Source organism: Azospirillum melinis (assembly GCF_013340935.1).
GTDB classification, from domain to species: domain Bacteria; phylum Pseudomonadota; class Alphaproteobacteria; order Azospirillales; family Azospirillaceae; genus Azospirillum; species Azospirillum melinis.
The window spans coordinates 57,757-79,270 of the sequence record NZ_WHOS01000029.1 but is presented as its reverse complement, the minus strand read 5'-3'; the positions used below and the strand labels follow the sequence as shown (position 1 = coordinate 79,270).

Here is a 21,514-nt window from a genome sequence, read left to right as displayed (position 1 = left end):
TTGGCGCCGCTTCAGTCACGCATGTGTCATGCATTTTTCACGTGCTGAAATAAAACCGGAATGGAAGCTATGCAATTTAACGAATTGTCGGGAAGCCGTTGCGATTTCTAGGATTGTTCGGACACCATGGTGTCTTCTGTTCGGCAAATGGCGTCACCGCTCAACCGGCGCCATGGCCATAACGATGAGGAAACGTTCATGAAGCGTCGTTCCTTCCTGACCTCCGCCGGTGTCGGCGTCGCTGCCAGCACGCTTGCGGCCCCCGCCATCGCGCAGAGCCAGCCGGAGATTCATTGGCGTCTGGCGTCCAGCTTCCCCAAGAGCCTGGACACCATCTATGGTGCCGCCGACACCATTGCCGCCCGCGTCGCCGCCGCCACCGACGGCAAGTTCACCATCCGCCCCTTCGCTGCCGGTGAGATCGTCCCTGGCCTGCAGGTGCTGGACGCAGTGCAGAACGGCACGGTCGAATGCGGCCACACCGCCAGCTATTACTATGTCGGCAAGGATCCGACCTTCACCTTCGACGCGACGGTGCCGTTCGGCCTGAACGCCCGCCAGCAGAATGCCTGGATCTACAATGGCGGCGGCATGGCCCTGCTGCGCGAGTTCTTCGACGGCTATGGCGTCATGAACTTCCCGGCCGGCAACACCGGCGTGCAGATGGGCGGCTGGTTCCGCAAGGAGATCAAGACCGTCGAGGACCTGAAGGGTCTGAAGTTCCGCATCGGCGGCTTCGCCGGGCAGGTTCTGGCCAAGCTGGGCACGGTGCCGCAGCAGATCGCCGGCGGCGACATCTATCCGTCGCTGGAAAAGGGCACCATCGACGCCGCCGAGTGGATCGGCCCCTATGACGATGAGAAGCTCGGCTTCAACAAAGTCGCCAAGTACTACTATTATCCGGGCTGGTGGGAAGGCGGGCTGAACGTCTCGCTGCTGGTCAACAAGCAGCAGTGGGAGCAGCTGCCCAAGCAGTACAAGGCCGTTCTCGAGGCTGCCTGCTTCGAGGCCAACCTGACCATGAACGCCAAGTACGACGCGGAAAACCCGGCGGCGCTGCGCCGTCTGGTCGCCGGCGGCGCCCAGTTGCGTCCCTTCCCGCGCGAGGTGATGGAAGCCTGCTACAAGGCCGCCACCGAGCTGTATGACGAGACGGCCAAGACCAACCCGAAGTTCGCCAAGATCTACGAGCCGTGGAAGAAGTTCCGCGACGACGAATATCTGTGGTTCCGGGTGGCCGAGAACTCCTTCGACAACTTCGCCTTCACCGCCGGCCTGAAGCGCTGACGGCATAGGCTGAAGCTTGCGGCCCCCGCATCCCGTCCCGGATGCGGGGGCTTTTTTCCAGGCCTGTTCCTGTCAGGCCGGCCGGCCGGGGGCCAGCAGGTTGGCGATCATGGTCTGCACCACCTCGTCATTCTGGTTGAAGGTGGTGGTCTTCACCCGCAGCACGCCCTGGTCGGGCCGCTTGGCGGAACGCCGGGCTTCCAGCACCTCCATCTCGATGCGCAGCACGTCGCCGGGACGGGTCGGGCGCGGCCAGCTTATCTGGTCGACTCCCATGCCGATATAGCCGCCGGCCAGTTCGGCGTTGCTGCCCACGATCATTCGCATCGTCATCCCGGCGGTGTGCCAGCCGCTGGCCGCCAGTCCGCGGAACAGCGTGTCCTTCGCCGTTTCGGCGTCCAGATGGAACGGCTGCGGGTCGAACTTTTCGGCATAGGCGACGATTTCCGCCGCATCGACCGTGACCGGCCCGCCGGTGAAGCGGTCGCCCGCCGCGACATCCTCGAAATAGCGCATCCCCCGGAACTCCATTCTTGATGATACAGATCTGTCTCTTCATTGCGATGGTAGAGACAGGTCTGTATCATTGTCAATGCCGGGCTTGGACCCGGCTGTTGTGAGCAGGTGGGGTTGGCGGATGGGTGGAGTCGAAGGCGAGAGGAAGCCGGCGCGCGAGCGGATTCTCGACACTGCGGCGGAACTGTTCTACCGCGAGGGCATCCGCGCGGTCGGCATCGACACGATCATCGCCCGCTCCGGCGTCGCGAAGATGAGCCTGTATCGGAATTTCGCGTCGAAGGACGATCTGGTCTGCGCCTATCTGGAACGCAACATGGTTCAGCACGCCGCTTGGTGGGACCGGGTGACCGCCCGCCATCCCGGCAACCCGCGCACCCAGATGAAGGCGCTGTTCACCGCGCTCGGCCATTGGATCGATCATCCGAAATTCCAGGGCTGTCCCTTCACCAGCGCTGCCGCCGAACTGCGCGATCCTGCCAACCCCGCACGGGCGCTGGCGCTGGCGCACAAACGCATGGTCCGCGACCGCCTGCACGCGATGGCGGTCTCGGCGGGCGCCGACGATCCGGACCGGCTGTGCGGGCAGCTGCAGCTTCTGATGGAAGGCGCCTATGCCGCCGGCCGGGTGCTGGATCTGGGGCCGGGCAACGAGGCGGTCGCGAGCGCGGCTGCGGCCCTGATCGATGGGGCCTGCGCGGAGAAATAGTCACCCGAGACTTCGCACCACATCAAACGCAAGAAAGCGCCGCGGGACGGTCCCGCAGCGCTTCCTTACGTGGGCACGTTGCGTCAGTCGGCGCCGATGCGGTCGCGGACCGTCTGGCCGGGGCGGTAGTCCTGCAATCGGGTGGCGCGCAGGCCGCGCATGCCGTGGCTGTCGATCAGCCGCTGCCAGGACAGGAATTCCTCCACCGACAGCGTGTAGCGGCGGCAGGCTTCCTCCAGGCTTATCAGGCCCGAACGGACGCCGGCGACCACTTCCGCCTTGCGGCGCATCACCCAACGCTTGGTGTCGGGCGGGGGAAGGTCGTTTTCGGTCATGGGACGCCCCTCAGGACCAATGACCGATGCACCGGCTGCAGAGTCGTCGCCGATGTCGAATTCTATGAGTGCCATGCGCGGACGCTCCAACCCAAACTGTGGATTCCACGATTTTGGGGTACTGTATGCGCCGGCACTTAACAAATGCCTAAACGAAAGGGTTAACTTTTTATCGGGTGGTAGTTGCTCACCCGAACGGACAGGGTGGTCGTATCGGCCCATCCGTCCAGGCTTGCAGCAATCGGCCGGTACAACGAATCCGGGTCAGTAGACCGTGGTCAGCTTCGACAGGGGAACTTCGCTGGTGCCGATGTTCAGCACCGTCTCGCCGTCCTTGTTGTTGCCGATACCGGCGACGGTGCCGAAGGTGTAGGTGGTGGTCTTGATGGTGTCGTTCTTGTTCTCGGACACCGGCGCCACGTTCATGCGATAGGTGCCGGGCTGCACCGCGCGGCCGTTGTTGTCCTTGAAGTCCCAGCTGACGGCATGCTTGGTGCCAGCGGTGGTTTCGCCGGGCATCGAGCGGATGATGTTGCCGTTGGAGTCCAGGATGTCGACGCGCACCGACTTGGCCGAGGTCGCCAACTCGTAGCCCAGCGGCGCCTGGGTCATGCCCTGCGTGTACTGGAAATTGTCGCCTTCGAAGGCGACGGTGCGGCCGAGATAGGCGAGGTTGGTCGAGGCGGTGCCGGCCGACTGCAACTGCACCAGCTTGTCCAGGCGGCTGTTGGTGCCGATGTTCTGCTCGACGTTGGCGAAATCGACCAGTTGCTTGGTCATGTCGTTGGTGTCGAGCGGCTTCAACGGATCCTGGTTCTTCATCTGCGTGGTCAGCATGGTGAGGAACGTCTGGAAATTGTCGCCCAGACCCTTGGTGGCCGAGGCGGTCTTTTCGGCATCGGTCTGGGGCGTCTTGGAGGTTTCGGACGCCGTCTTCGACCCGGTGGAGAGACCACCCGAATAGGTGCCGTACTGGTTCAGGGTCGGGCTGGAGGTCGTGTTGGTGGTCGTGGTCATGGCGGTCGTCCTTTATGGCACTGTCGGCCGAATTCTCTGATGCGACGGCGGGATGCGGCCGGGTTGGCCGCCCCGCTCAGGCGCGGATGTCGACGCGCCCGTCGCCGAGCGTCGCGGTGTAGACGGCAGCGTCGGATCCGTCATCGTCGCCGCCACCGCCGAAGCCGCGGCCGCGCTTGCCCGATCCGGTCCCCTTGCCGTCGCCCCGGCCGTCGCCGGCGAAGGGATTGCCCTCGCCGCGCAGGCTGAAGTTCAGGCTGTTGGCGTCCGTCTGCAATCCAGCGTCTTGCAAGGCGCGTTCCAGCCCGCGGCTGTCGCGTTGCAGAAGTTCGAGCGTCTGCGCCTTTTCCACTGCGACCATCGCATTGACCCGGCCATCGGCGCCGATGTCCAGCTTGATGTCGATCCGGCCCAGTTCGGCCGGGTGCAGGTTGATGGTGAACTGGTCGACCTCGTCGGCGACGCTCTTCTTGATGTGGACGGCGATCTGGTCGTGCACGCCCATCGGCATGCCGGCGCCGCGCGACGGACGGAGGGTCGCGGTGGCGGCCTGCGGCTGGTCGAGACCGGGAATGCCGGCATGCATTCCTTCCATCGCGGCAAGTGCCGGATGGGTGTGCGGGCTGGCGGCAGAAGCGCCGGTTGCGGCGGTTCCCTCGACGTTTCCGATACCCTCCAGCGCCTTGGCAGCGGTGCCCGTCGCGGCTGCCGTGACCGCTTCCGCCACCGGCATGGCCGGCGCCGTGGGTGGGGTCGGCTGCTGCATCGCGGTCGGCGCCTGGGGCTGGGCGTCGTTCCGGCTGCCGCCCTCGGTTCCGGCATGCTTGCCGGATTGTCTGACATCACCGGCCTTCGCCTTGGCGGCGGCCAGCAGATCGGCGAAGCGGTCGGGCAAAGCGGCATCGTCGGTCGGCAGAGCTTCGGCGTCGGGCTGTGCGCCGGGTTCGGCCTGGGCCGCCACCGTCGTCTGCGCGGCGTCGCCGCCGACGGTGGCGGCCTTGCTGCCGGCCTTCGCCGCGGCTTCCGCACCTGCCTGACCGGCCGCCGTGGTGCCGGTGGCAGCGGCCTGGGCCTGGACAAGCTGGGCGGCGGGATCGACAGGCCCGGCCACTCCGGTTGCAGGGGCGTCGGCACCGCCGGCCGCGTCATCTGTGCTGTCCGGCGCCTTCGTCTGTCCGGCCGGCATCAGGCCGGCAAGGATCAGGTCGCTCGCCTGCGGGATCGGTTGCTGCACTGTCGGCTGGACAGGCGGCAACGGCTGGTCGGCGGGTTGGGCGGTGGCTTGTCCCTCGGCAGAATCATCTGAGGTGTCCTCACCGCCGGCGTCGGCCATGGTTTCGCCCTGTGCGGCAGCGTCGGCCGAGGCGGAATCGCCGGTCGCGGCGGCGTCTTCGGCATCGGCGCTGCCGCCGGCCGGCGCCGCATCGGTCTTGTCCGCATCCGCCTTGTCGGCATTGGCCTTATCCGGGCTGCCCTTGGCCTTGTCGGTCCTGGGCTGGTCTTTCGCCGTCTTCTCGGCCTTGGCCGGACGGTGGTCCTCCTGGCGGGCCTGAACCTTCGGATCGTCGTCCTTGCCGGCCTTCGGCTCGGCCGTACGCGTCGCGTCGGCGGCATCCTGCTGGCGCCGGGTTTCAACGGTCCTGTCGCGGGTCAGGTCAGGCTTCGGCTCCGCGCGCACCGGCTGCCGGCGCTGCGCCTCCGCGGCGCGGGCGTCCCTGGCATCCTTTGCGGCATCCTTTGCGGCATCCTTTGCAGCTTCCTTCGCGGCTTCCTTCGCCGCGTCCTTCGCGGAGTCGCGGGCTGCCGCGTCGGCCTGCTCGCGCTTGCGCGCCGCGGCATCGGTCAGCATGCGGTCCATCATCTTGGAGAACAGGTCGTTCTTCGTCCCGGTCCCCTGCGTCTGCTGGGACTGGCTGAGGCCGTCGAACAAGGACGCGGCGATTTTGTTCGATTGGACTTCCATGGAAGGGCCTCTCAGGGACGGCGGAACGCACCGACGGCGATGCGCTGGGACCAATGCAACGGACGGGCCAACCGCTCCCCCTGTTATCGCGCCCTTGATCGGGAGCCGGACGGCAGTTCCCGCCGCATCGCACGGTCCTGACCGGCAAATTCCGCCTGGTGCGGGGCCTTTCTTGCCGTAGCCACCAGGCACAAAAAGAAAAAGGCCGCCCCTGTGGAGAGAGGCGGCCGTCCGAAAAGTTCGGCAGTCACGGATGGAGGTTGATCGAATCAGAGCCGGGTATTCAGCGCCGCCGAGGTGCGCGGCCCGCTGGGTGGTGCGGAATAGCCGCGACCGCCACCCATGTGGGCGGCGTAGGCGGTAGTCGGCGCCTTCTGCTGGCGTGAGATGACGGTCACCACGGTGTCGACCATCACCTTCTGCGCCTCGCCACCGATGCGCAGGGCCTCGGCATTGTCGGCGGTGGCCGCATAGAGCTTGCCGGTCGCGTCCTTCAACGACGTCTTCAACTCCTGCGGCAGTGCGATCAACCCCTCGCGGTCGACGCGCAGCATGCGGCTGATCTCCTCGTAGACCAGCGTCATCGGCTGCTTGTCCTTGACGATCTGCGCCAACTCCTTGGCCGGGCGGCGGGCGCGGACGGCGGCGGCCTCCCGGTCCAGCAGGGCGGTCAGGCGGCCCATCAGTTCGATCAGCGCGACCGCGCGCTCCTGAGCGTTCTTCGGCAGGTTGGCGGCCGGCTTGGGCTGCTGGGGGAAACGAACGTCGACCTTATCCATGGCTGGCCTCCTGGGCGCGAAGAAGCTCTCCGTAAACCTGATTGGCGATGCCGAAACCGCCGCGCTGGGTGATCTGCTTGCCGAACTGCTCGATCAGCATCGGGCGGAACATCTCTTCCCCGCGCCCGCCGCCGAAGGTCTCGTCGGTGCCGATCCCCTCGAACATCGGGCCCAGCATCTGCGAGACGAACTGGCTCTCGAACTCGTTGGCGGACTTGCGGATCTGGGCAAGCTTTGCCGGGTCGATCTTGGCCTCGAGATCGGAAATCTTTGCCAGGGTGCGCACGCCGAACCCTGCGGCCTGGGCGCGCTCCACCAGCGACGAGGCGGGCGGTGCGCTACGCGCGGCCGAAGCGGTGGAAAGGGCGGGGCTCATGGTCATCAGATCACCTCGATCTCGGCTTGCAGGGCTCCGGCGGCCTTGATCGACTGGAGAATGGCGATCATGTCCCGCGGTCCCACTCCAAGCGCATTCAAGGATTGTACCAACTCCTGCAAGGTCACCCCGGAATTCATCACGGCGAGGCGGTTGTTGGATTGCTCGTCGACCTGGATGTCGGTGCGCGGCACCACCGCGGTCTGGCCCTGGCTGAACGGGCCGGGCTGGCTGACCTGCGGGGTTTCGGTGATGCGGATGGTCAGGTTGCCCTGGGCGATGGCGACGGTGGAGATGCGGACATTCTCGCCCATCACGATCACCCCGGATTTCTCGTCCACCACAACGCGGGCGACCTGATCGGGGGTGATGCGCAGCTGCTCGATCTCCGTCACCAGCCCCACCACGTCACCGCGGCGCGAGTCCGGCACGTTGATGAGGACGGAGGCCGGATCGGTCGCCTGGGCGCGGTTGCCGCGCAGTTGGATGTTGATGGCGGTCGCCACCCGCTGGGCGGTGGTGAAGTCGGGATTGCGCAGGGACAGCCGCAGCACCGGCAGCTCGGCCAGCGAGAACTGGATCTCGCGTTCCACGATGGCGCCGGAGGAAATGCGGCCGGAGGTCGGCACGCCGCGGGTGACGCTGGCGCCCTGGCCCTGGGCGGTGAAGCCCGACACGGCGATCGGTCCCTGGGCCACGGCATAGACCTCGCCGTCGGCGCCCATCATCGGGGTGACCAGCAGGGTGCCGCCCAGCAGGCTCTTGGAGTCGCCCATCGCCGACACCGTGACGTCGATGCGCGTGCCCTGCGCGGCATAGGCGCCCAGCGTCGCCGTCACCATCACCGCCGCCACGTTCTTGGTGCGCAGGTTGGTGCCGCGGGTGTTGACGCCCATCCGTTCCAGCATGCCGGTCAGGCTCTGCTCGGTGAAGGGGGAGTTGTTCAGGCTGTCGCCGGTGCCGTTCAGGCCCACCACCAGCCCGTAACCGATCAGCATGTTGTCGCGCACGCCTTCGACATCGACGATGTCCTTGATACGGGCGGACGCGGCCAGTGCCGGTGCGGCCGGAATGCCGAACGCCAGAAGGGCGGTCAGCACGGCCAGGACGGCACGGCGGCGCAGAAGGCGAAAGGCGGTGGGGATCATGACGCGGACACTCCTGAACTCGTGCCCGTCCCTATACAAACGCCGTGCCAGAGACCGTAAACGGCGGCTTTCGGTGCCTGTCCTGAAAAACGCCCGGAATATGGCGCCTTTCGGTCACAGGCAGCCGGCAATTTTTGCCCGATTGCGGCAAGCCTTGACCGGATGTTAAGGTTGATCCATCTACTGTGTGCGCGTTTACGAATCCTTTACTGCAAACGGTTGCACGGATCATGAAAGTCGAAGGCTCCGGAAACATACGCGGCGGTGGGTCTGTCCGCCGCACCGGCAAGGCCGAAGGCTCGTCCGGCGCGGCCTTCTCCAAGCAATTGGTGGGAGAGGCCGGCTCCGCCCATGGCGTCAGCGGCACCGCCGCCACCGCCGGTGTTTCGGGCGTGCTGGCCTTGCAGGAGGTTGACGTCACCGACGACGCCACCGCGCGTGCGTCCCGTGGCAAAATGCGTGCGGAGGAGATGCTGGACCGTCTGGAGGAAATCCAGCACGGGCTGCTGTCCGGTACACTGTCGGTGCAGAAGCTGACCGATCTGGCGAAGGTGGTGCAGACGCGCCGTGCCCAGGTCGACGATCCGGGGCTGGCCGAAATCCTCGACGAGATCGATCTGCGCGCCCAGGTCGAACTGGCGAAGCTGACCTCCTGAACCGGCCGGTCGCTTTTACGGTCGCTTCAAGTGTTGAGGCGAGCGCCCCGTGCCGGTGGGGCAGGGTGACGCCGATGAGAGCCCCATGCGGTGGCCGGATTCGCCCATTCATGGCCGCCAGCCGGTGGCGGCGAATCTGCAACGCTGACAAATCTTTTTTATTCCAAGGGCTTGTTTAGTCGTTGCGGGGGCGAACCAATGGGTTGCGGTCGTGCCGTGGCGTGCCTATACTCCGCGCCGCCCGGATCACCCCTTTTTCGCTGGATGCTTTCGGATGACGTCGCCGCTTCTGCCCCAGAACTATTCCCCGTCGGAAGACGAGGAGTTCATGAACCCGATCATGCGGGAGTATTTCCGCCAGAAGCTGCTGCGCTGGCGCGCGGAACTGCTGGCGGAATCCACCGGCACGTTGAACAGCCTCCAGGAAGGCGGTATCCAGGAACCGGATATCGCCGACCGCGCCTCGGCCGAGACCGACCGTGCGCTGGAGCTGCGGACGCGTGACCGCGAACGCAAGCTGATCTCCAAGATCGACGCCGCGCTGGAGCGTCTGGTCGACGGCAGCTACGGCTATTGCGAGGAGACGGGTGATCCCATCTCCGTTCGCCGGCTCGATGCCCGACCGATCGCGACGCTGAGCCTCGAAGCCCAGGAGCGTCACGAGCGGATGGAACGGACCCAGCGCGACGACTGACGTCGCGCCTTCCTGTCCCGCAGAGCCGCACAGTGCCGCTCACCAGGGGCAGGGCGGTGCGTCGCGTCGGCATTGCACGGGACAGATGGCACCGAACAGATGGAAAGCGCCGGTTTCGACCGGCGCTTTCGTCGTTTCAAGGCTGTTGCCGCCGCCGTGCATCCGTTGGTTTCAGGGCCGGCGATGGAACCAAGCCGTCCTCATGGGGTTCGGAACGTCATTCGAAACGACGGTTCCAAGTCGGGAGGGCAGTCATGGACAACGAGACCCTGAACCTCGACCTGCGTAAATTTCTGAAGCAGGTCGGCGTCACCTCGCAGCGGGAGATCGAGCTTGCGGTCGGCCGCGCGCTGGCCGAAGGACGGCTGGACGGAGTGAAGTCCCTGTCGGCCCGCATGGTGCTGACGGTTGACGGCATCGAGTTGACACACGAAGTTACGGGTGAGCTGTCGCTTGAACAGCCGCCGGAGTGACGGCCCGGGTGCCATGGAGCTGCGGGGTAACGCTCAGGAGCGCGACGGTCAGCCGGCGTTCGGTCCATGGCACATCGTGGTGGGCCGAGGTCAGGTAGTGGCTGTTGGGGTCGCGGGCCCATTCGCTCGGGAACAGCGCGACCTGCCTGCCTGAGGTTCGGCCAAGGACCGCGTCATAGGGTTCCCCGGCCAGGGCGCAGGCCATCGCCCGGCACAGGTCGCTGCCAGCCAGGTTGCCGAGATGGGTTGTCTGGGTCGGCCGGGCATTGAGCTCCAGGAAAACCGGCGGGCTGCCATCGTCCGGCAGAATGGCGTCGATGCCGCCGAAGCCGGAATAGCCTGTCACTTCCACCATCCGGCGGGCCATGTCGATCAGCCCGTTATGGGGGGTCAGTTCGATCACTGATGCCGGGCCGAAGGGGGCCGGCTCATGACGCAGGACCGTGTAGGCGAAGCCTTCCAGAATTTTCCCGCCAAGCGCGCAGAACGATACCGACGCTGCGCGCCCGCGCACAAATTCCTGCGCGACCGCCTGCTGGTCCGGGTATTCCACGGACCGGCTTGCCGCCATGGCCAGTGCCTGTCCGGCGGAGGATGCGAAAAGCACCCCGCGGCCGGCCGAACTGCCGTCGTATTTCAGCAGAAGCGGTTCGCCAAGCGCGGCCAGATCGGCCGCAGCGGTACGGTGCGGATCGACGGCGACCTGACGCGGCGTCCGGACGCCCGCTGCCGCGGCCATGTCCACACAGCGAGACCGCTTCTCTTCCCAGGGATCGTCGTTGTACCAGGCCTGGACAAACCGCAAATTTCGGGCGTCGGCGCTGTCCGCCTTTACCCGCTCCTGCAACCGTCCCGCCCGGCCGAGCACGCGGACGGCGGATTCCTCGCAGCCGATGACGATATCGGCCCGGAACTGTGCCGCCGCCCGCGCGGCGATCACGGTCAGGTCATCGGCGGCCAGTTCGGGAGAGAAACAATGCCGGCCGTCGATCTGGTCGCAGAACTCGAGCAGGGAGTCCTTCGGACAGATGACGAACACACGAAACCCTGCCGCCTTCAATGCGGCAGGCATCCTTGCGGTACCGTAGCGATACATCGCGCAGGACACCAGCAATGCCGTGGGCATGCACACCTTCGCGTGGGAGAAAACGGGTTGATGGTTTAATACCTAACCGTTTTATCGGCAATCGACACCGCTGCCGATACCGTACATTGTCTCGGCAGGCATGCGAGGGAGGGGAAGCCCCCTAGTTTGAGAGCCTCTGCCTTCGAACCGGACCGCTTGAGGCAGAGCGGCCTTTCGGTTAGGGATGGCCCCTGAGCGCCAATCCCGAAGGAAGCCAGTTTCATGAGCGACGATCCCGACTGCCTGGGCATGTGCGCCATCGACGGCGATGTCTGTACCGGTTGCGGCCGCACGCTGGACCAGATCAACGCCGCCCTGGAGCGCGCCGATGCCGGTGGCGAGCCCGAGTCTCCGGCTGGCTGAGGCGGCCGGACCATTTCCGCGACGATCTTCCGCCTCTGCTGTTTTCCTCGTCATCGCCAGACGAAACCCATCGAGGAGCAGCATCATGGCCGACAAGCCGAACCAGCAACCGGCCGACGCCGTCCGCGACGACCAACCGCAGAAGCCCGCCGATCCCGGCAACAAGGGGGGCGGCAAGATCGGCAGCGAGACCGTGAAGGCGCAGGAGGAAGCCGCCAGGGAGCGCGCCCGCGAAGGCGGCTACCAGTAAGCGGACGACCGGCCATGCGACGGCCCGGCTCCCGATGAGGGGCCGGGCCGTTTCGTTTCATGGCGTCGCGCCGGAAACGTGATGCACGCAACAGCGGGCGGTGTGAGGGGAGTTTATGGTCATCTTCGACCGGCCGATCATGGCCGGGATGAGGGAGACGAACCATGACGAGCGACCTCACCCTGTCCCAGAGCGTCACCAACGCGGCGGACCTGATCGACTGCGTCGCCCAGCGCGAGGCTTACCGCCGTGCCACCGAACTCATCGGTCCGGCTTTGGGGCGGATCGGCGGCAACATGGCCGTCGGCATGATGGATGGATTCACCGCGGCATCGCGGCAGTCGCTGGAAGGCTGAAGCGGCGGAGCGCGTCGGCTTCGCCGAGAGAGGGCCAGTCGGCAACATCGGCCCGGCACAACCCACCGGCCGGCAGCAATTTCCCATCCGGTAGCGATGAGTTCCAGAGATCGCGGCGGTTCCCAACGCATCCCAGGGCCACGGAGGGATGTCTCCCGCCATGGCCTCCAGTCCCGCCTTTACGCCGACCGTCCTCAGAACGGCATGATGATGTCGTACAGCTGCTGGCCGTAGCGCGGCTGCTGGACGTCGGTGATCTGACCGCGGCCGCCGTAGGAAATGCGGGCTTCGGCAATCTTCTCGTAGCTGATGGTGTTCTGCGCGGTGATGTCCTCCGGACGGATCACGCCGTGGATCTGCAGGTCGCGCAGCTCGTAGTTCACGCGGACTTCCTGGTGACCCTGGATGACCAGATTGCCGTTGGGCAGGGTCTGGGTCACCAGCGCCGCCACCTTCAGCTCGATCTTCTCGTTGCGGTCGACCGAGCCCTTGCCGTCGTTGGACGTGTCGCTCGACAGGTCCACCAGGCTGGAGGCCGAGGCGCCGGCCGGCAGGACGCGGTTCAGCGTGGCGCCTTCCAGGCCGAACAGGTTCGGCATGCCGGCCTTTTCGGTGTTGGCGCGCGACCGCTTGCTCTCGTTCGACAGCTTGGCCTGATCGGCGATGGAGATGTTGATGGTCAGGATGTCGCCGACCTTGGCCGCGCGCTGGTCCTTGAAGAAGGCCTTCGCACCGGTCCGCCACAGCGAGTTCGGGTTGCGTTCCGTCGGCAGCGGGGTCGGCATCGGCAGGCTGACCGGCTGGTAGCCGGACTTGGCCTGCGGGTCCTGGATGCCGCTCATCTCGGGGGCCTTGCCGATGTCGGCGATGCGCGAGGCGGCGCCGCAGGCGGTCAGCGAGGTGGCGGCGGTGGCGATCATCGCGAAGCGGATCAGTCGGGCGGTCATGGTGGCGGACATTGGAGCTTTCTCCTTACTGCGCGATGATGCCGGGCTTTACCACGGCGACGACGTTGGGGCCCGCGACCGTCGCTTCGACGATGCGGTTGGATTGGGTGTTCACGACGCGGATGACCTCGCCCTTCCCGCCGTCCTGCAGGGCCTTGCCCTGGGTCGTCAGCGTCATGGACTGGGTGGTCAGCGTGATGGTGACCATCGAGCCCTTGTCGACCATGCGCGGCGATTGCAGGTCGCGCAGGCGGACGGGTTGGTTGGTCGATACGCCGCGCTTCGGCGTCATGCCGATCAGCTGCGCGTCGGTGGAGGCAGTGTCGCTGGTGGTCTGATCGGCGCGCACGTCCTGCCAGTCGATGTCGCCCGGGCCGATGACGTCGCCGGGAATGATCCGGCGCGACAGCACCGGGATCTGCACCACGCCGAAGGCGCGGCCCGACACAGGCAGGCGGACCTGGCTGCCGGTCACCACGATCTCCGCGGCGAAGCGGCCCTGGACCGGGCTGTAATAAAGGTTCTCGACCGCCAGCCCGCCGGCACCCTGGGGGGCACGCAGCTCCACCGCGCGGCTGTCCAGTTCCATCTGCAGCCGTCCGGCGGTGATGACCCGCGACAGCGCATCCGACAGAACCGCCTCCACATGCGGCATCCCGTACACCACGTCGGGCGCCAGACCCGAGCCGGCCGAAGCCGGAGCCATGGCCGAGGCCGCAGCGGCCTGCCCGATGCCGAACCCCATGACCGGAACGGACAGCAGGGCGGCGCCGAGGAGCAGGGCAGGCAGGCGGCGGTTGGCGAGGTGGCGGATCATGGCGGTGGTTCCCGATGTGAAGGCTGAAGCGAGGCGCCGGCGATGTCGGCGGCGTTACTTCATCTGGCTGGCCTGCTGCATCATCTCGTCGGTGGTCTTGATGACCTTGGAGTTCATCTCGTAGGCGCGCTGGGCGGTGATCAGGGTGGTGATCTCCTGCACGACGTTGACGTTGGAGGTCTCCAGCGCACCCTGGGTGACGCGGCCGAAGCCGGGGGCGCCGGGGTTGCCGGTCACCGCCTGGCCGGACGCGCCGGACTCCATGAACAGGTTGTCGCCGGTGGCTTCCAGGCCGGCGGCGTTGGCGAAGGTGGCGAGCTGGATCTGGCCGACATTCTGGGTGGCGGTCTGGCCGTCCAGCTTGATCAGCACCTCGCCCGACGAGTTGATGGAGATGTCCACCGCGTTGGTCGGGACGGTGATGTTCGGCTGGATCGGATAGCCGTCGGCGGTGACGATCATGCCTTCCGGCGACAGCTTGAAGTTGCCGGCGCGGGTGTAGGCGGTGTCGCCGCTGGGCAGCGTCACCTGAAAGTAGCCCGATCCGTTGATCGCCACGTCCAGCTTGTTGTCGGTGATGTTCAGGTTGCCCTGTTCCAGCACGCGGGCCACCGCGGCGACACGCACGCCGGCACCCACCTGCACGCCGGTCGGCACCACGGTGCCGGCATCCGACGAGGTCGAGCCGATGCGGCGGAAGTTCTGGTACAGCAGGTCCTGGAACTCGGCCCGCTGCTTCTTGTAGCCGGTGGTGGTCGAGTTGGCGATGTTGTTGGAGATCGTCTCGACGTTGAGCTGCTGGGCGATCATGCCGGTGGCGCCGATGGCGAGGCTGCGCATTCTGGTCTTCTCCTCTCGTCGTCGGTCTGGATCAGGCGGTGCGGCCCAGACGCTGAAGCATCGTGCGGATGCGCTCGTGTTCGTTGTCCATCATCTTCTGAGCGGACATGTACTGACGCTGGATGTCGATCATCTGCGTCATCTCGACCACGGGCTTCACGTTGGAACCCTCTAGCAAGCCCTGTGCCACTTTCGTCTCGACCGGGGCGGGCTGCGGCTGCTCGTCGGTGACGTACAGGCCGTTGCCGACCTCGGTCATCAGCTGCTCGGTCTTGAAGGTGACGATGTTCAGCTTGGCGACCGGGCCCAGCTCGGTGGCGACGGTGCCGTCACCGCTGACCTTCACGTCGCTGGTGCCGGCCGGAATGGTGATGGGCTGGCCGTTGTTGGACAGCACCGGCAAGCCGCCGGCATCCACCAGCTGGCGCTGGTCGTTCAGGCGGAAATTGCCGGCGCGGGTGTAGCGCGGGCCGCTGGCGGTATCGACGGTGAAGTAGCCCTGGCCGGTCAGCGCCAGATCCAGCGGGTTGCCGGTCTGCGTCATCGGGCCGTTGGACAGGTCGCGCACCACCGCGCGGTCCTGGACGAAGCTGACCTTCTCGTGCAGGCCGGGCTTTTCCAGATATTCGGTGAACAGCATCCGCTGGTTCTTGTAGCCGGTCGTGTTCATGTTCGCGATGTTGTTCGACGTCACGTCCAGCTGGCGTTGCAGCGCCATCTGGCGCGACAGGGCGACGTAGATCGAATTTTCCATCTTGCGGCCTCTTCACCTTGCGAACGGATCGAACGAGAGCGTCCGACCGGCGAAAGGGGTGTTGCAGGCGGCGTGCCAACTTCGCCGAAGCCTTGGATTCCACGGAATGCGGGCAAGGGACGGGCGGTCCCGCCGGGTGGGGCAGGGGATGCCGGGCAGAATCTGCCGGGGGGAGGGCGTTCCTTGCCGGGTGTCACCGGGCAAGACTCTCCCGTTCCCACCGCACGAGAGGTGCGGCAGGGCGTTGGCCGGTGGGCCACAATCCTCAGGGGCGATCCCAGGGGAGATGCGGCCGGCCGGCGGCGGAATCCGGGCGTGCCCGCGCTCCAATCGGACTGCGGACACAATGCGGGCACGGATTGCCGGTCAGCCCCAATCAAGAACCGTGCCGAAATGGTGACAGATGGGGGAAACCTGCCCGTCCGGGGCGGTCCATTCCCCACTCGAAAGGAGTTATTAACTATCCCAAAAGTAGCTTTGACCCTGTCAGGCGGCGCATGCCTGAGCCGTTGCGTACCTCGAACGATCCCAGGATGTCATGGCTGCCGAAACCGATGCCGGTGAACTGACCGACGGCCTGCCCCGGAAGAAATTCAGCGGCAAGAAGCTGGTCCTGTTCGTCGTTCTTCCCCTGGTCCTGCTGATCGGCGCCGGTGCCGGCGTCTATTTCTCCGGCCTGCTCGACGGGCTGCTGGGCAAGGAGAAGCCGGCGGAGGGAGAGCATGCTGCGGCGGCGGAAGGCGAACATGGGGCCGAGGCCGGCAAGGGCGACGCCGCCCATGCCTCCCCGATCTTCTACGACCTGCCGGACATGCTGGTGAACCTGAACACCGGCAACAAGCGTCCGGCCTTCCTGAAGATCAAGATCTCCATCCAGCTGTCGAAGCCGGAGGATGTCGGGGCGGTGGAGCATGTGTTGCCGCGCATCATCGACAATTTCCAGGTCTACCTGCGCGAACTGCGCCTGGAGGACTTGCGCGGGTCGGCCGGCATGTACCGGCTGCGCCAGGAACTTCTTCTGCGCATCACCGCCGCCGCGTTCCCGGTGAAGGTGAAGGACGTGCTGTTCAAGGAAATGCTGGTCCAGTGAGGGCCCGGTCAGGTGGGGATAGGGGCCGATGAGCGACACCGGTGAACTGAGCGAAGAAGAACGGCTTGCCGCCGAATGGGCCGCATTGGCCGAGGACAGCGGCGATGTCGGCGACATGGGTGGCGGCGGGTCGACCCGCGTCCTGAACCAGGACGAGATCGACAGCCTGCTGGGCTTCGACCAGGGTGGCGCCGGCGACGGCGACAATTCCGGCATCATGGCGCTGGTCAACTCGGCGCTGGTCAACTACGAACGCCTGCCCATGCTGGAGGTGGTCTTCGACCGCCTCGTCCGCATGATGTCCACGAGCCTGCGCAATTTCACCTCCGACAACGTCGAGGTCAGCCTCGACCAGATTTCGTCGGTGCGTTTCGGCGATTACCTGAACTCCATCCCGCTGCCGGCGATGCTGTCGGTGTTCAAGGCGGAGGAGTGGGACAATTACGGCCTGATGGTCGTCGACTCCGCGCTGATCTACTCCATCGTCGACGTGCTGCTGGGCGGCCGGCGCGGCACGGCGGCGATGCGCATCGAAGGGCGTCCCTACACCACCATCGAGCGCAACCTCGTGGAACGCATGGTCCACGTCGTGCTGTCCGACCTGTCCGCCGCCTTCGATCCGCTGTCGCCCGTCACCTTCCGCTTCGACCGGCTGGAGACCAACCCGCGCTTCGCCACCATCGCGCGTCCCGCCAATGCGGCGGTGCTGGTCAAGCTGCGCATCGACATGGAGGATCGCGGCGGCCGGTTGGAGTTGATGATCCCCTACGCGACGCTGGAGCCGGTGCGTGAGCTGCTGCTCCAGATGTTCATGGGCGAGAAGTTCGGCCGTGACTCGATCTGGGAAACCCACCTGGCCTCGGAACTGATGGTGACGGACGTCGATCTGTCGGCCGTGCTGGACGAGGTGACGATGACCCTGCACGACGTGCTGAACTGGCGCGTCGGCACCCGCATCCTGCTGAACGCCACCCCCGACGGCGCGATAGAGCTGCGCTGCGGCGACGTGTCGATGTTCCAGGGGCGGATGGGGCGCAAGGGCGGGCACATCGCCGTCCGCCTGGAAAAGGAACTGCCCAAGCAGGAGGTCATGAGGTTATGAGTCCGCTGGTCTCCATCATCATCGACGTCGTGATGGTCGGCCTGCTGGCTGCCACCATCGCCTATGCGATCATCCTGAACCGGCAGATCATCGCGCTGCGCGAGAGCCGTGGCGAGATGGCAGAACTGATCCAGGGCCTGAACGACGCGATGGGGCGGGCGGAGACCGGCGTGCGCACGCTGAAGAAGGCGGCGAGCGACACCGGCGAGGATCTCCAGCGCACCGTGAACAAGGCGCAGACCCTGCGCGACGAACTGGAATTCATGATCGAGGCGGCCGACGCGCTGGCCAACCGGCTGGGCGGCGTCGGCGAACGTGACGGCGGACGTGATGGTGGTCGCCGCGACAGCGGGCGTGATGGCGGCCGTTCCGTGGCGGTTGCCCCGACGCTGGCCGCGCGCAGCCCGGCGAAGGCCCCGCTGGTGGCGCCGCGCCCGGCCTTGCGCAGCCTGCCGGTCGAGGACGACCACGACCATGACGACCATGCGCCGCCGCCGGCCCGGCTGGACGTTGCGCCGCGCCGTGCCGCCCGTGCCGAACCGCAGGCCGAGGCGCGCGACCCCATCACCCGTGATGGCGAAAGCCTGTCGCGGGCCGAACGCGAACTGCTTCAGGCAATCGAGAACGCCGGCAAGGGGCTTGGATGACCATGCGCACCAGTGACGGCAGGCCCGCTGCGGCGGGCAGCGAACCCAAGGTCGTGATCCGCCCGGCCGGCGCCGCTCCGACGGGCGTCCGCACCTCTCCCACACTGGCTGCCCAGCAGGCACAGCAGGCGCAACTGCCGGCAGTCCGCCCCGCGGCGGGAAAGGTGCCGGCGAAGAAGAGCAAGGCGAAGGCCAAGGTGCGCAAGCCGGCGTCGCCGCGCGTACCCCTGACCCAGCGGCTGCGGGCGCGGATGCGCGGCGCCCGTTTCCGCCTGCTGCCGCTGACCATCTTCGTCGCGGTGCTGATGCTGGGCGTGCGGGTCGGCGACCTGTGGCGCCTCGCCACCCATGACGCCCGCCTGCCCGATTTTCCGGTCAGCCTCGCCCAGGGGCCGCAAAGCTCGCCTCCGGCGACGCCGCCCATCCAGATGGCGGCTGGTCAGGCTCCCACTGCGACCACCAAGCCGGCCGGCAAGGATGCTCCCCCGGCTCCCGGCGGGTCCAGCGGTCCGGTCAACGCTCCGGCGGCCAATGCGCCGCTGGCGCCTCTCGGTCCCATCGACAACCAGGAACTGCTCCAGCATTTCGCCGACCGTCGCGCCGAGATCGAGCGCCGCACCAAGGAGATGGAGCAGCGCGAGGCCCTGCTGGCCGCCGCCGAGAAGCGGATCGACCAGAAGGTGGCGGAGATGGAGAAGACCCGTTCCGACATCCAGAAGCTGATGGCGCAGGGCGACGAAAAGCAGTCGGCTCAGCTGGAAAGCCTGGTGAAAATCTACGAGACGATGAAGCCGAAGGAAGCGGCCCGCATCTTCGAGGAACTCGACATGCCGGTGCTGCTGGGCGTCATCCAGAAGATGAAGGAACAGAAGACCGCGCCGATCCTCGCCGCCATGGACCCGGTGAAGGCCAAGGAGGTCACCTCGGCCCTGGTGGAACGCCGCGTGCCGCTGACGGCGACGGTCACGACGCCGAAGTAAAAGCAACAAGCCCCCTCTCCCAGGGCAGGAGAGGGCGCTTGTCGCCAAATACAAGTCTCACAGGAAGCGGTTGTTCTTCGGGAAGCCGTTCGGCGGCATCCTGCCCTGGCCGGCGCGGTCGCCCATCCAGCCTGTCAGGTCGGTGACGTTGAAGTTGCGCTCGCCGTTCTTCCAGCTCAGTCCCTCGGCCAGCGTGAAGGTCTTCACGTCGGCGACGCTGGCGTCCTTGTATTTCTGAAGTTGGACGCCCTTGCCGCGGGTCATCACCGGCACCTGCTCGAGCGGGAAGACCAGCATCTTGCGGTTGTTGCCGATGATGGCGAGCGTGTCGCCGCTCACCGGCTGGCAGATGCGGGCGGACTTGCCGTCTTCCAGGTTCAGAACCTGCTTGCCGGCGCGGGTCTGGGCCAGCACCTCCGCCTCCTCGACGCGGAAGCCGCGGCCGTCCTCCGACACCACCAGCAGGGTGCGGCCGGGCTGGTGGCGGAACAGGTCGACGATGTCGACGTCGTTGCCGAGGTCGATCATCAGACGGACCGGCTCGCCGAAGCCGCGGCCGCGCGGCAGCTTGTCGACGCCGATGGTGAAGAACTTGCCGTTGCTGGCGAAGACCAGAAGTTTGTCGGTCGTCTCGCACCGTTCGATGAAGCCGCGCGTGTCGCCGTCCTTGTACTTCACATCCTCCGCTTCGGCGTCGGTCAGGTGGCCGCGCACCGTGCGGATCCAGCCCTTGGCCGAGCAGAGGACGGTCACCGGCTCGCGCTCGACCAGCGCGTCCAGCGGCACCTCGATCACCGTCGGCGCGTCGGCCACGTCGGTGCGCCGCTTGCCGAGCGCACCGGCGCCGAACTTCTTCTTGATCTCGGCCACGCCCTCGGCGATCCGCTTCCAGCGCAGCGTCTCGTCGCCCAGCAGTTCCAGCAGGCCGTTCTTCTCGGTGGTCAGCGCCTCGTGCTCGCGCCGGATCTCCATCTCCTCCAGCTTGCGCAGGTTGCGCAGGCGCATGTTGAGAATGGCGTCAGCCTGCACGTCGGTCAGGGTGAAGGCGCGGATCAGCTCCTGCTTCGGCTCGTCCTCCTCGCGGATGATGCGGATGACCTCGTCGAGATTCAGGTAGGCGGCGAGATAGCCGCCGAGAACCTCAAGGCGATGGTCGATCTGCTTGAGCCGGTGGTTGGAGCGGCGGACCAGCACCTCGTGCCGGTGGTCGAGGAAGGCCTGGAGCACCTCGCGCAGGTTCATCACCCGCGGCACATGGTCGGCGCCCAGCACGTTCATGTTCATCGAGAAGCGGATTTCCAGGTCGGTCGCCTGGAACAGCGAGGCCATCAGAACCTCGGGATCCACGTTGCGGTTCTTCGGCACCAGGACGAGACGGACGTCCTCCGCCGATTCGTCGCGCACGTCGTCCAGCAGGATCAGCTTCTTGGCCAGCAGCAGCTCGGCGATCTTCTCGACCAGCCGGGCCTTCTGCACCTGATAGGGCATCTCGGTGACGACGATCTGCCAGGTGCCCTGACCCAGCTTCTCCACCTCCCAGCGGGCGCGCAGGCGGAAGGCGCCGCGGCCGGTGCGGTAGGCTTCGATCACATTCTGCCGCGACTCGACCAGCAGGCCGCCGGTGGGGAAATCCGGGCCGGGCATGAAGCCGACCAGCGTCTCGATGCTGGCGTCGCGGTGCTTGATCAGGTGGCGCAGCGCGTCGCAGATCTCGCCGACATTGTGCGGCGGGATGTTGGTGGCCATGCCGACGGCGATGCCGCTCGACCCGTTGGCCAACAGATTGGGGAAGTTGGCGGGCAGGACCGCCGGCTCGTCGCCGTCGCCGTCATAGGTCGGGCGGAAATCGACCGCGTCCTCGTCGATGCCCTCCAGCAGGGCCTTGGCGACCTCGGTCAGGCGGGCTTCGGTGTACCGCATCGCTGCGGCGTTATCGCCGTCGATATTGCCGAAATTACCCTGGCCGTCGACCAGCGGGTAGCGGACGGAGAAGTCCTGCGCCAGCCGCACCAGCGCGTCGTAGACGGAGGTGTCGCCGTGCGGATGGAACTTGCCGATCACGTCGCCGACGACGCGGGCCGACTTCTTGGGCGGTGTCGTCGGTTCCAGCCGGAGCTGGCTCATGGCGAACAGCAGTCTTCGGTGCACCGGCTTCAGCCCGTCGCGCACGTCGGGCAGCGAGCGGGACATGATGGTGGACAGCGCGTAGCTGAGATACCGCTCGCCGAGCGCGTCGGCCAGCGGCTTTTCCAGGATTTCGGAGGCGGGATTTTGCGGCTTCATGATGAG

General features: G+C 66.4%; 25 protein-coding genes. 12 read left to right on the top strand and 13 right to left on the bottom strand.

Translation table 11 applies throughout. The annotated features are described in order from the left end of the window. Positions 1-198: 198 nt before the first annotated feature. Complete coding sequence (locus GBZ48_RS20935; RefSeq protein ID WP_109047788.1) at positions 199-1,287, top strand: TRAP transporter substrate-binding protein; 1,089 nt, start codon at positions 199-201, stop codon at positions 1,285-1,287. A 72-nt stretch (positions 1,288-1,359) separates the two neighbouring features. On the opposite strand, the gene GBZ48_RS20930 is transcribed toward GBZ48_RS20935, so the two are convergent. Beyond that, positions 1,360-1,803, bottom strand: coding sequence for a MaoC family dehydratase (locus GBZ48_RS20930; RefSeq protein ID WP_174472760.1), 444 nt, complete (start codon positions 1,801-1,803; stop codon positions 1,360-1,362). A 121-nt stretch (positions 1,804-1,924) separates the two neighbouring features. Here GBZ48_RS20930 and GBZ48_RS20925 point away from each other — a divergent pair, with 121 nt between their 5' ends. Then, on the top strand, positions 1,925-2,512 hold the full coding sequence (locus GBZ48_RS20925; protein ID WP_174472759.1) for a TetR/AcrR family transcriptional regulator: 588 nt from the start codon (positions 1,925-1,927) through the stop codon (positions 2,510-2,512). A gap of 83 nt (positions 2,513-2,595) precedes the next feature. On the opposite strand, the gene sciP is transcribed toward GBZ48_RS20925, so the two are convergent. From sciP to GBZ48_RS20895, 6 genes are all read right to left on the bottom strand, one after another. Next, positions 2,596-2,922 (bottom strand): CtrA inhibitor SciP, encoded by a 327-nt coding sequence (gene sciP, locus GBZ48_RS20920; RefSeq protein WP_109047791.1) that lies wholly within the window; start codon positions 2,920-2,922, stop codon positions 2,596-2,598. A 189-nt stretch (positions 2,923-3,111) separates the two neighbouring features. Beyond that, positions 3,112-3,864: a flagellar hook assembly protein FlgD gene (locus tag GBZ48_RS20915; protein WP_174472758.1), complete on the bottom strand. Its 753-nt coding sequence runs from the start codon at positions 3,862-3,864 to the stop codon at positions 3,112-3,114. Positions 3,865-3,940: 76 nt separating this feature from the next. Continuing rightward, a complete protein-coding gene (locus GBZ48_RS20910; protein WP_174472757.1) occupies positions 3,941-5,827 on the bottom strand; it encodes a flagellar hook-length control protein FliK in 1,887 nt (628 codons plus the stop codon). A gap of 269 nt (positions 5,828-6,096) precedes the next feature. Beyond that, a complete protein-coding gene (locus GBZ48_RS20905; protein ID WP_174472756.1) occupies positions 6,097-6,606 on the bottom strand; it encodes a flagellar basal-body protein in 510 nt (169 codons plus the stop codon). Continuing rightward, positions 6,599-6,988 carry a rod-binding protein gene (locus GBZ48_RS20900; RefSeq protein ID WP_211105829.1) on the bottom strand — a complete coding sequence of 130 codons (390 nt, stop codon included), beginning with the start codon at positions 6,986-6,988 and terminating at the stop codon, positions 6,599-6,601. The genes GBZ48_RS20905 and GBZ48_RS20900 overlap by 8 nt, the downstream gene beginning before the upstream one ends. Continuing rightward, complete coding sequence (locus GBZ48_RS20895) at positions 6,988-8,130, bottom strand: flagellar basal body P-ring protein FlgI (RefSeq protein ID WP_174472755.1); 1,143 nt, start codon at positions 8,128-8,130, stop codon at positions 6,988-6,990. The genes GBZ48_RS20900 and GBZ48_RS20895 overlap by 1 nt, the downstream gene beginning before the upstream one ends. Positions 8,131-8,360: 230 nt before the next feature. On the opposite strand from GBZ48_RS20895, the gene GBZ48_RS20890 reads away from it, so the two are divergent. From GBZ48_RS20890 to GBZ48_RS20880, 3 genes are all read left to right on the top strand, one after another. Continuing rightward, positions 8,361-8,786, top strand: a complete 426-nt coding sequence (locus tag GBZ48_RS20890) for a flagellar assembly protein FliX (RefSeq protein WP_174472754.1) — start codon at positions 8,361-8,363, stop codon at positions 8,784-8,786. 274 nt (positions 8,787-9,060) lie between these two features. Continuing rightward, a complete protein-coding gene (gene dksA, locus GBZ48_RS20885) occupies positions 9,061-9,480 on the top strand; it encodes an RNA polymerase-binding protein DksA (protein ID WP_012974451.1) in 420 nt (139 codons plus the stop codon). 254 nt (positions 9,481-9,734) lie between these two features. Further along, positions 9,735-9,953, top strand: a complete 219-nt coding sequence (locus GBZ48_RS20880; protein ID WP_174472753.1) for a DUF6494 family protein — start codon at positions 9,735-9,737, stop codon at positions 9,951-9,953. On the opposite strand, the gene GBZ48_RS20875 is transcribed toward GBZ48_RS20880, so the two are convergent. Then, positions 9,916-11,079: an ATP-grasp domain-containing protein gene (locus GBZ48_RS20875; RefSeq protein ID WP_174472752.1), complete on the bottom strand. Its 1,164-nt coding sequence runs from the start codon at positions 11,077-11,079 to the stop codon at positions 9,916-9,918. The two genes, GBZ48_RS20880 and GBZ48_RS20875, sit on opposite strands and share 38 nt — an antisense overlap. Before the next feature lie 222 nt (positions 11,080-11,301). Here GBZ48_RS20875 and GBZ48_RS20870 point away from each other — a divergent pair, with 222 nt between their 5' ends. The 3 genes from GBZ48_RS20870 (at position 11,302) to GBZ48_RS20860 (ending at position 12,048) form a co-directional block, all read left to right on the top strand. Further along, the gene (locus GBZ48_RS20870) at positions 11,302-11,442 is read left to right on the top strand and encodes a DUF1289 domain-containing protein (protein WP_109047799.1); all 141 of its coding nucleotides are present in this window, start codon (positions 11,302-11,304) and stop codon (positions 11,440-11,442) included. 85 nt (positions 11,443-11,527) lie between these two features. Beyond that, positions 11,528-11,692 (top strand): hypothetical protein, encoded by a 165-nt coding sequence (locus GBZ48_RS20865; protein ID WP_174472751.1) that lies wholly within the window; start codon positions 11,528-11,530, stop codon positions 11,690-11,692. Between the two features lie 164 nt (positions 11,693-11,856). After that, the gene (locus GBZ48_RS20860) at positions 11,857-12,048 is read left to right on the top strand and encodes a hypothetical protein (RefSeq protein ID WP_174472750.1); all 192 of its coding nucleotides are present in this window, start codon (positions 11,857-11,859) and stop codon (positions 12,046-12,048) included. A gap of 194 nt (positions 12,049-12,242) precedes the next feature. Here GBZ48_RS20860 and flgH read toward each other — a convergent pair whose 3' ends face one another. From flgH to flgF, 4 genes are read right to left on the bottom strand one after another with little or no spacing between them, the layout of a single operon-like run. Continuing rightward, positions 12,243-13,007: a flagellar basal body L-ring protein FlgH gene (gene flgH, locus GBZ48_RS20855; protein ID WP_174472749.1), complete on the bottom strand. Its 765-nt coding sequence runs from the start codon at positions 13,005-13,007 to the stop codon at positions 12,243-12,245. 13 nt (positions 13,008-13,020) lie between these two features. Beyond that, a complete protein-coding gene (flgA, locus tag GBZ48_RS20850) occupies positions 13,021-13,812 on the bottom strand; it encodes a flagellar basal body P-ring formation chaperone FlgA (RefSeq protein ID WP_174472748.1) in 792 nt (263 codons plus the stop codon). 54 nt (positions 13,813-13,866) lie between these two features. Further along, positions 13,867-14,652, bottom strand: a complete 786-nt coding sequence (gene flgG / locus GBZ48_RS20845; RefSeq protein ID WP_042700394.1) for a flagellar basal-body rod protein FlgG — start codon at positions 14,650-14,652, stop codon at positions 13,867-13,869. Positions 14,653-14,683: 31 nt separating this feature from the next. Continuing rightward, positions 14,684-15,406 (bottom strand): flagellar basal-body rod protein FlgF, encoded by a 723-nt coding sequence (gene flgF / locus GBZ48_RS20840; protein WP_098739578.1) that lies wholly within the window; start codon positions 15,404-15,406, stop codon positions 14,684-14,686. Between the two features lie 538 nt (positions 15,407-15,944). On the opposite strand from flgF, the gene GBZ48_RS20835 reads away from it, so the two are divergent. From GBZ48_RS20835 to GBZ48_RS20820, 4 genes are read left to right on the top strand one after another with little or no spacing between them, the layout of a single operon-like run. Continuing rightward, positions 15,945-16,496, top strand: a complete 552-nt coding sequence (locus tag GBZ48_RS20835; RefSeq protein ID WP_174472747.1) for a flagellar basal body-associated FliL family protein — start codon at positions 15,945-15,947, stop codon at positions 16,494-16,496. A 28-nt stretch (positions 16,497-16,524) separates the two neighbouring features. Further along, a complete protein-coding gene (gene fliM, locus GBZ48_RS20830; protein WP_085089732.1) occupies positions 16,525-17,598 on the top strand; it encodes a flagellar motor switch protein FliM in 1,074 nt (357 codons plus the stop codon). Beyond that, entirely contained in the window at positions 17,595-18,245 is a 651-nt protein-coding gene (locus GBZ48_RS36765) for a DUF6468 domain-containing protein (RefSeq protein WP_174472746.1), read from the top strand. Before fliM ends, GBZ48_RS36765 begins: the two co-directional genes overlap by 4 nt. After that, a complete protein-coding gene (locus tag GBZ48_RS20820; protein WP_174472745.1) occupies positions 18,242-19,225 on the top strand; it encodes a MotE family protein in 984 nt (327 codons plus the stop codon). Before GBZ48_RS36765 ends, GBZ48_RS20820 begins: the two co-directional genes overlap by 4 nt. A 57-nt stretch (positions 19,226-19,282) precedes the next feature. Here the strand turns inward: GBZ48_RS20820 and parC are convergent, their stop codons facing one another. Beyond that, positions 19,283-21,508, bottom strand: coding sequence for a DNA topoisomerase IV subunit A (parC, locus tag GBZ48_RS20815; protein WP_174472744.1), 2,226 nt, complete (start codon positions 21,506-21,508; stop codon positions 19,283-19,285). Positions 21,509-21,514 lie beyond the last annotated feature (6 nt).

Excerpts from the sequence above, each read along its gene's own strand:
- GBZ48_RS20905 (WP_174472756.1), bottom strand. The coding sequence starts at position 6,606 with ATGGATAAGGTCGACGTTCGTTTCCCCCAGCAGCCCAAGCCGGCCGCC.
- flgG (WP_042700394.1), bottom strand. The coding sequence starts at position 14,652 with ATGCGCAGCCTCGCCATCGGCGCCACCGGCATGATCGCCCAGCAGCTC.
- GBZ48_RS20880 (WP_174472753.1), top strand. The coding sequence starts at position 9,735 with ATGGACAACGAGACCCTGAACCTCGACCTGCGTAAATTTCTGAAGCAG.
- GBZ48_RS20820 (WP_174472745.1), top strand. The coding sequence starts at position 18,242 with ATGACCATGCGCACCAGTGACGGCAGGCCCGCTGCGGCGGGCAGCGAA.
- GBZ48_RS20910 (WP_174472757.1), bottom strand. The coding sequence starts at position 5,827 with ATGGAAGTCCAATCGAACAAAATCGCCGCGTCCTTGTTCGACGGCCTC.
- GBZ48_RS20870 (WP_109047799.1), top strand. The coding sequence starts at position 11,302 with ATGAGCGACGATCCCGACTGCCTGGGCATGTGCGCCATCGACGGCGAT.
- flgH (WP_174472749.1), bottom strand. The coding sequence starts at position 13,007 with ATGTCCGCCACCATGACCGCCCGACTGATCCGCTTCGCGATGATCGCC.
- dksA (WP_012974451.1), top strand. The coding sequence starts at position 9,061 with ATGACGTCGCCGCTTCTGCCCCAGAACTATTCCCCGTCGGAAGACGAG.
- GBZ48_RS36765 (WP_174472746.1), top strand. The coding sequence starts at position 17,595 with ATGAGTCCGCTGGTCTCCATCATCATCGACGTCGTGATGGTCGGCCTG.
- GBZ48_RS20895 (WP_174472755.1), bottom strand. The coding sequence starts at position 8,130 with ATGATCCCCACCGCCTTTCGCCTTCTGCGCCGCCGTGCCGTCCTGGCC.
- parC (WP_174472744.1), bottom strand. The coding sequence starts at position 21,508 with ATGAAGCCGCAAAATCCCGCCTCCGAAATCCTGGAAAAGCCGCTGGCC.
- flgF (WP_098739578.1), bottom strand. The coding sequence starts at position 15,406 with ATGGAAAATTCGATCTACGTCGCCCTGTCGCGCCAGATGGCGCTGCAA.
- GBZ48_RS20875 (WP_174472752.1), bottom strand. The coding sequence starts at position 11,079 with ATGCCCACGGCATTGCTGGTGTCCTGCGCGATGTATCGCTACGGTACC.
- GBZ48_RS20860 (WP_174472750.1), top strand. The coding sequence starts at position 11,857 with ATGACGAGCGACCTCACCCTGTCCCAGAGCGTCACCAACGCGGCGGAC.
- GBZ48_RS20930 (WP_174472760.1), bottom strand. The coding sequence starts at position 1,803 with ATGCGCTATTTCGAGGATGTCGCGGCGGGCGACCGCTTCACCGGCGGG.
- GBZ48_RS20915 (WP_174472758.1), bottom strand. The coding sequence starts at position 3,864 with ATGACCACGACCACCAACACGACCTCCAGCCCGACCCTGAACCAGTAC.
- sciP (WP_109047791.1), bottom strand. The coding sequence starts at position 2,922 with ATGGCACTCATAGAATTCGACATCGGCGACGACTCTGCAGCCGGTGCA.
- GBZ48_RS20890 (WP_174472754.1), top strand. The coding sequence starts at position 8,361 with ATGAAAGTCGAAGGCTCCGGAAACATACGCGGCGGTGGGTCTGTCCGC.
- flgA (WP_174472748.1), bottom strand. The coding sequence starts at position 13,812 with ATGATCCGCCACCTCGCCAACCGCCGCCTGCCTGCCCTGCTCCTCGGC.
- fliM (WP_085089732.1), top strand. The coding sequence starts at position 16,525 with ATGAGCGACACCGGTGAACTGAGCGAAGAAGAACGGCTTGCCGCCGAA.
- GBZ48_RS20900 (WP_211105829.1), bottom strand. The coding sequence starts at position 6,988 with ATGACCATGAGCCCCGCCCTTTCCACCGCTTCGGCCGCGCGTAGCGCA.
- GBZ48_RS20865 (WP_174472751.1), top strand. The coding sequence starts at position 11,528 with ATGGCCGACAAGCCGAACCAGCAACCGGCCGACGCCGTCCGCGACGAC.
- GBZ48_RS20935 (WP_109047788.1), top strand. The coding sequence starts at position 199 with ATGAAGCGTCGTTCCTTCCTGACCTCCGCCGGTGTCGGCGTCGCTGCC.
- GBZ48_RS20925 (WP_174472759.1), top strand. The coding sequence starts at position 1,925 with ATGGGTGGAGTCGAAGGCGAGAGGAAGCCGGCGCGCGAGCGGATTCTC.
- GBZ48_RS20835 (WP_174472747.1), top strand. The coding sequence starts at position 15,945 with ATGGCTGCCGAAACCGATGCCGGTGAACTGACCGACGGCCTGCCCCGG.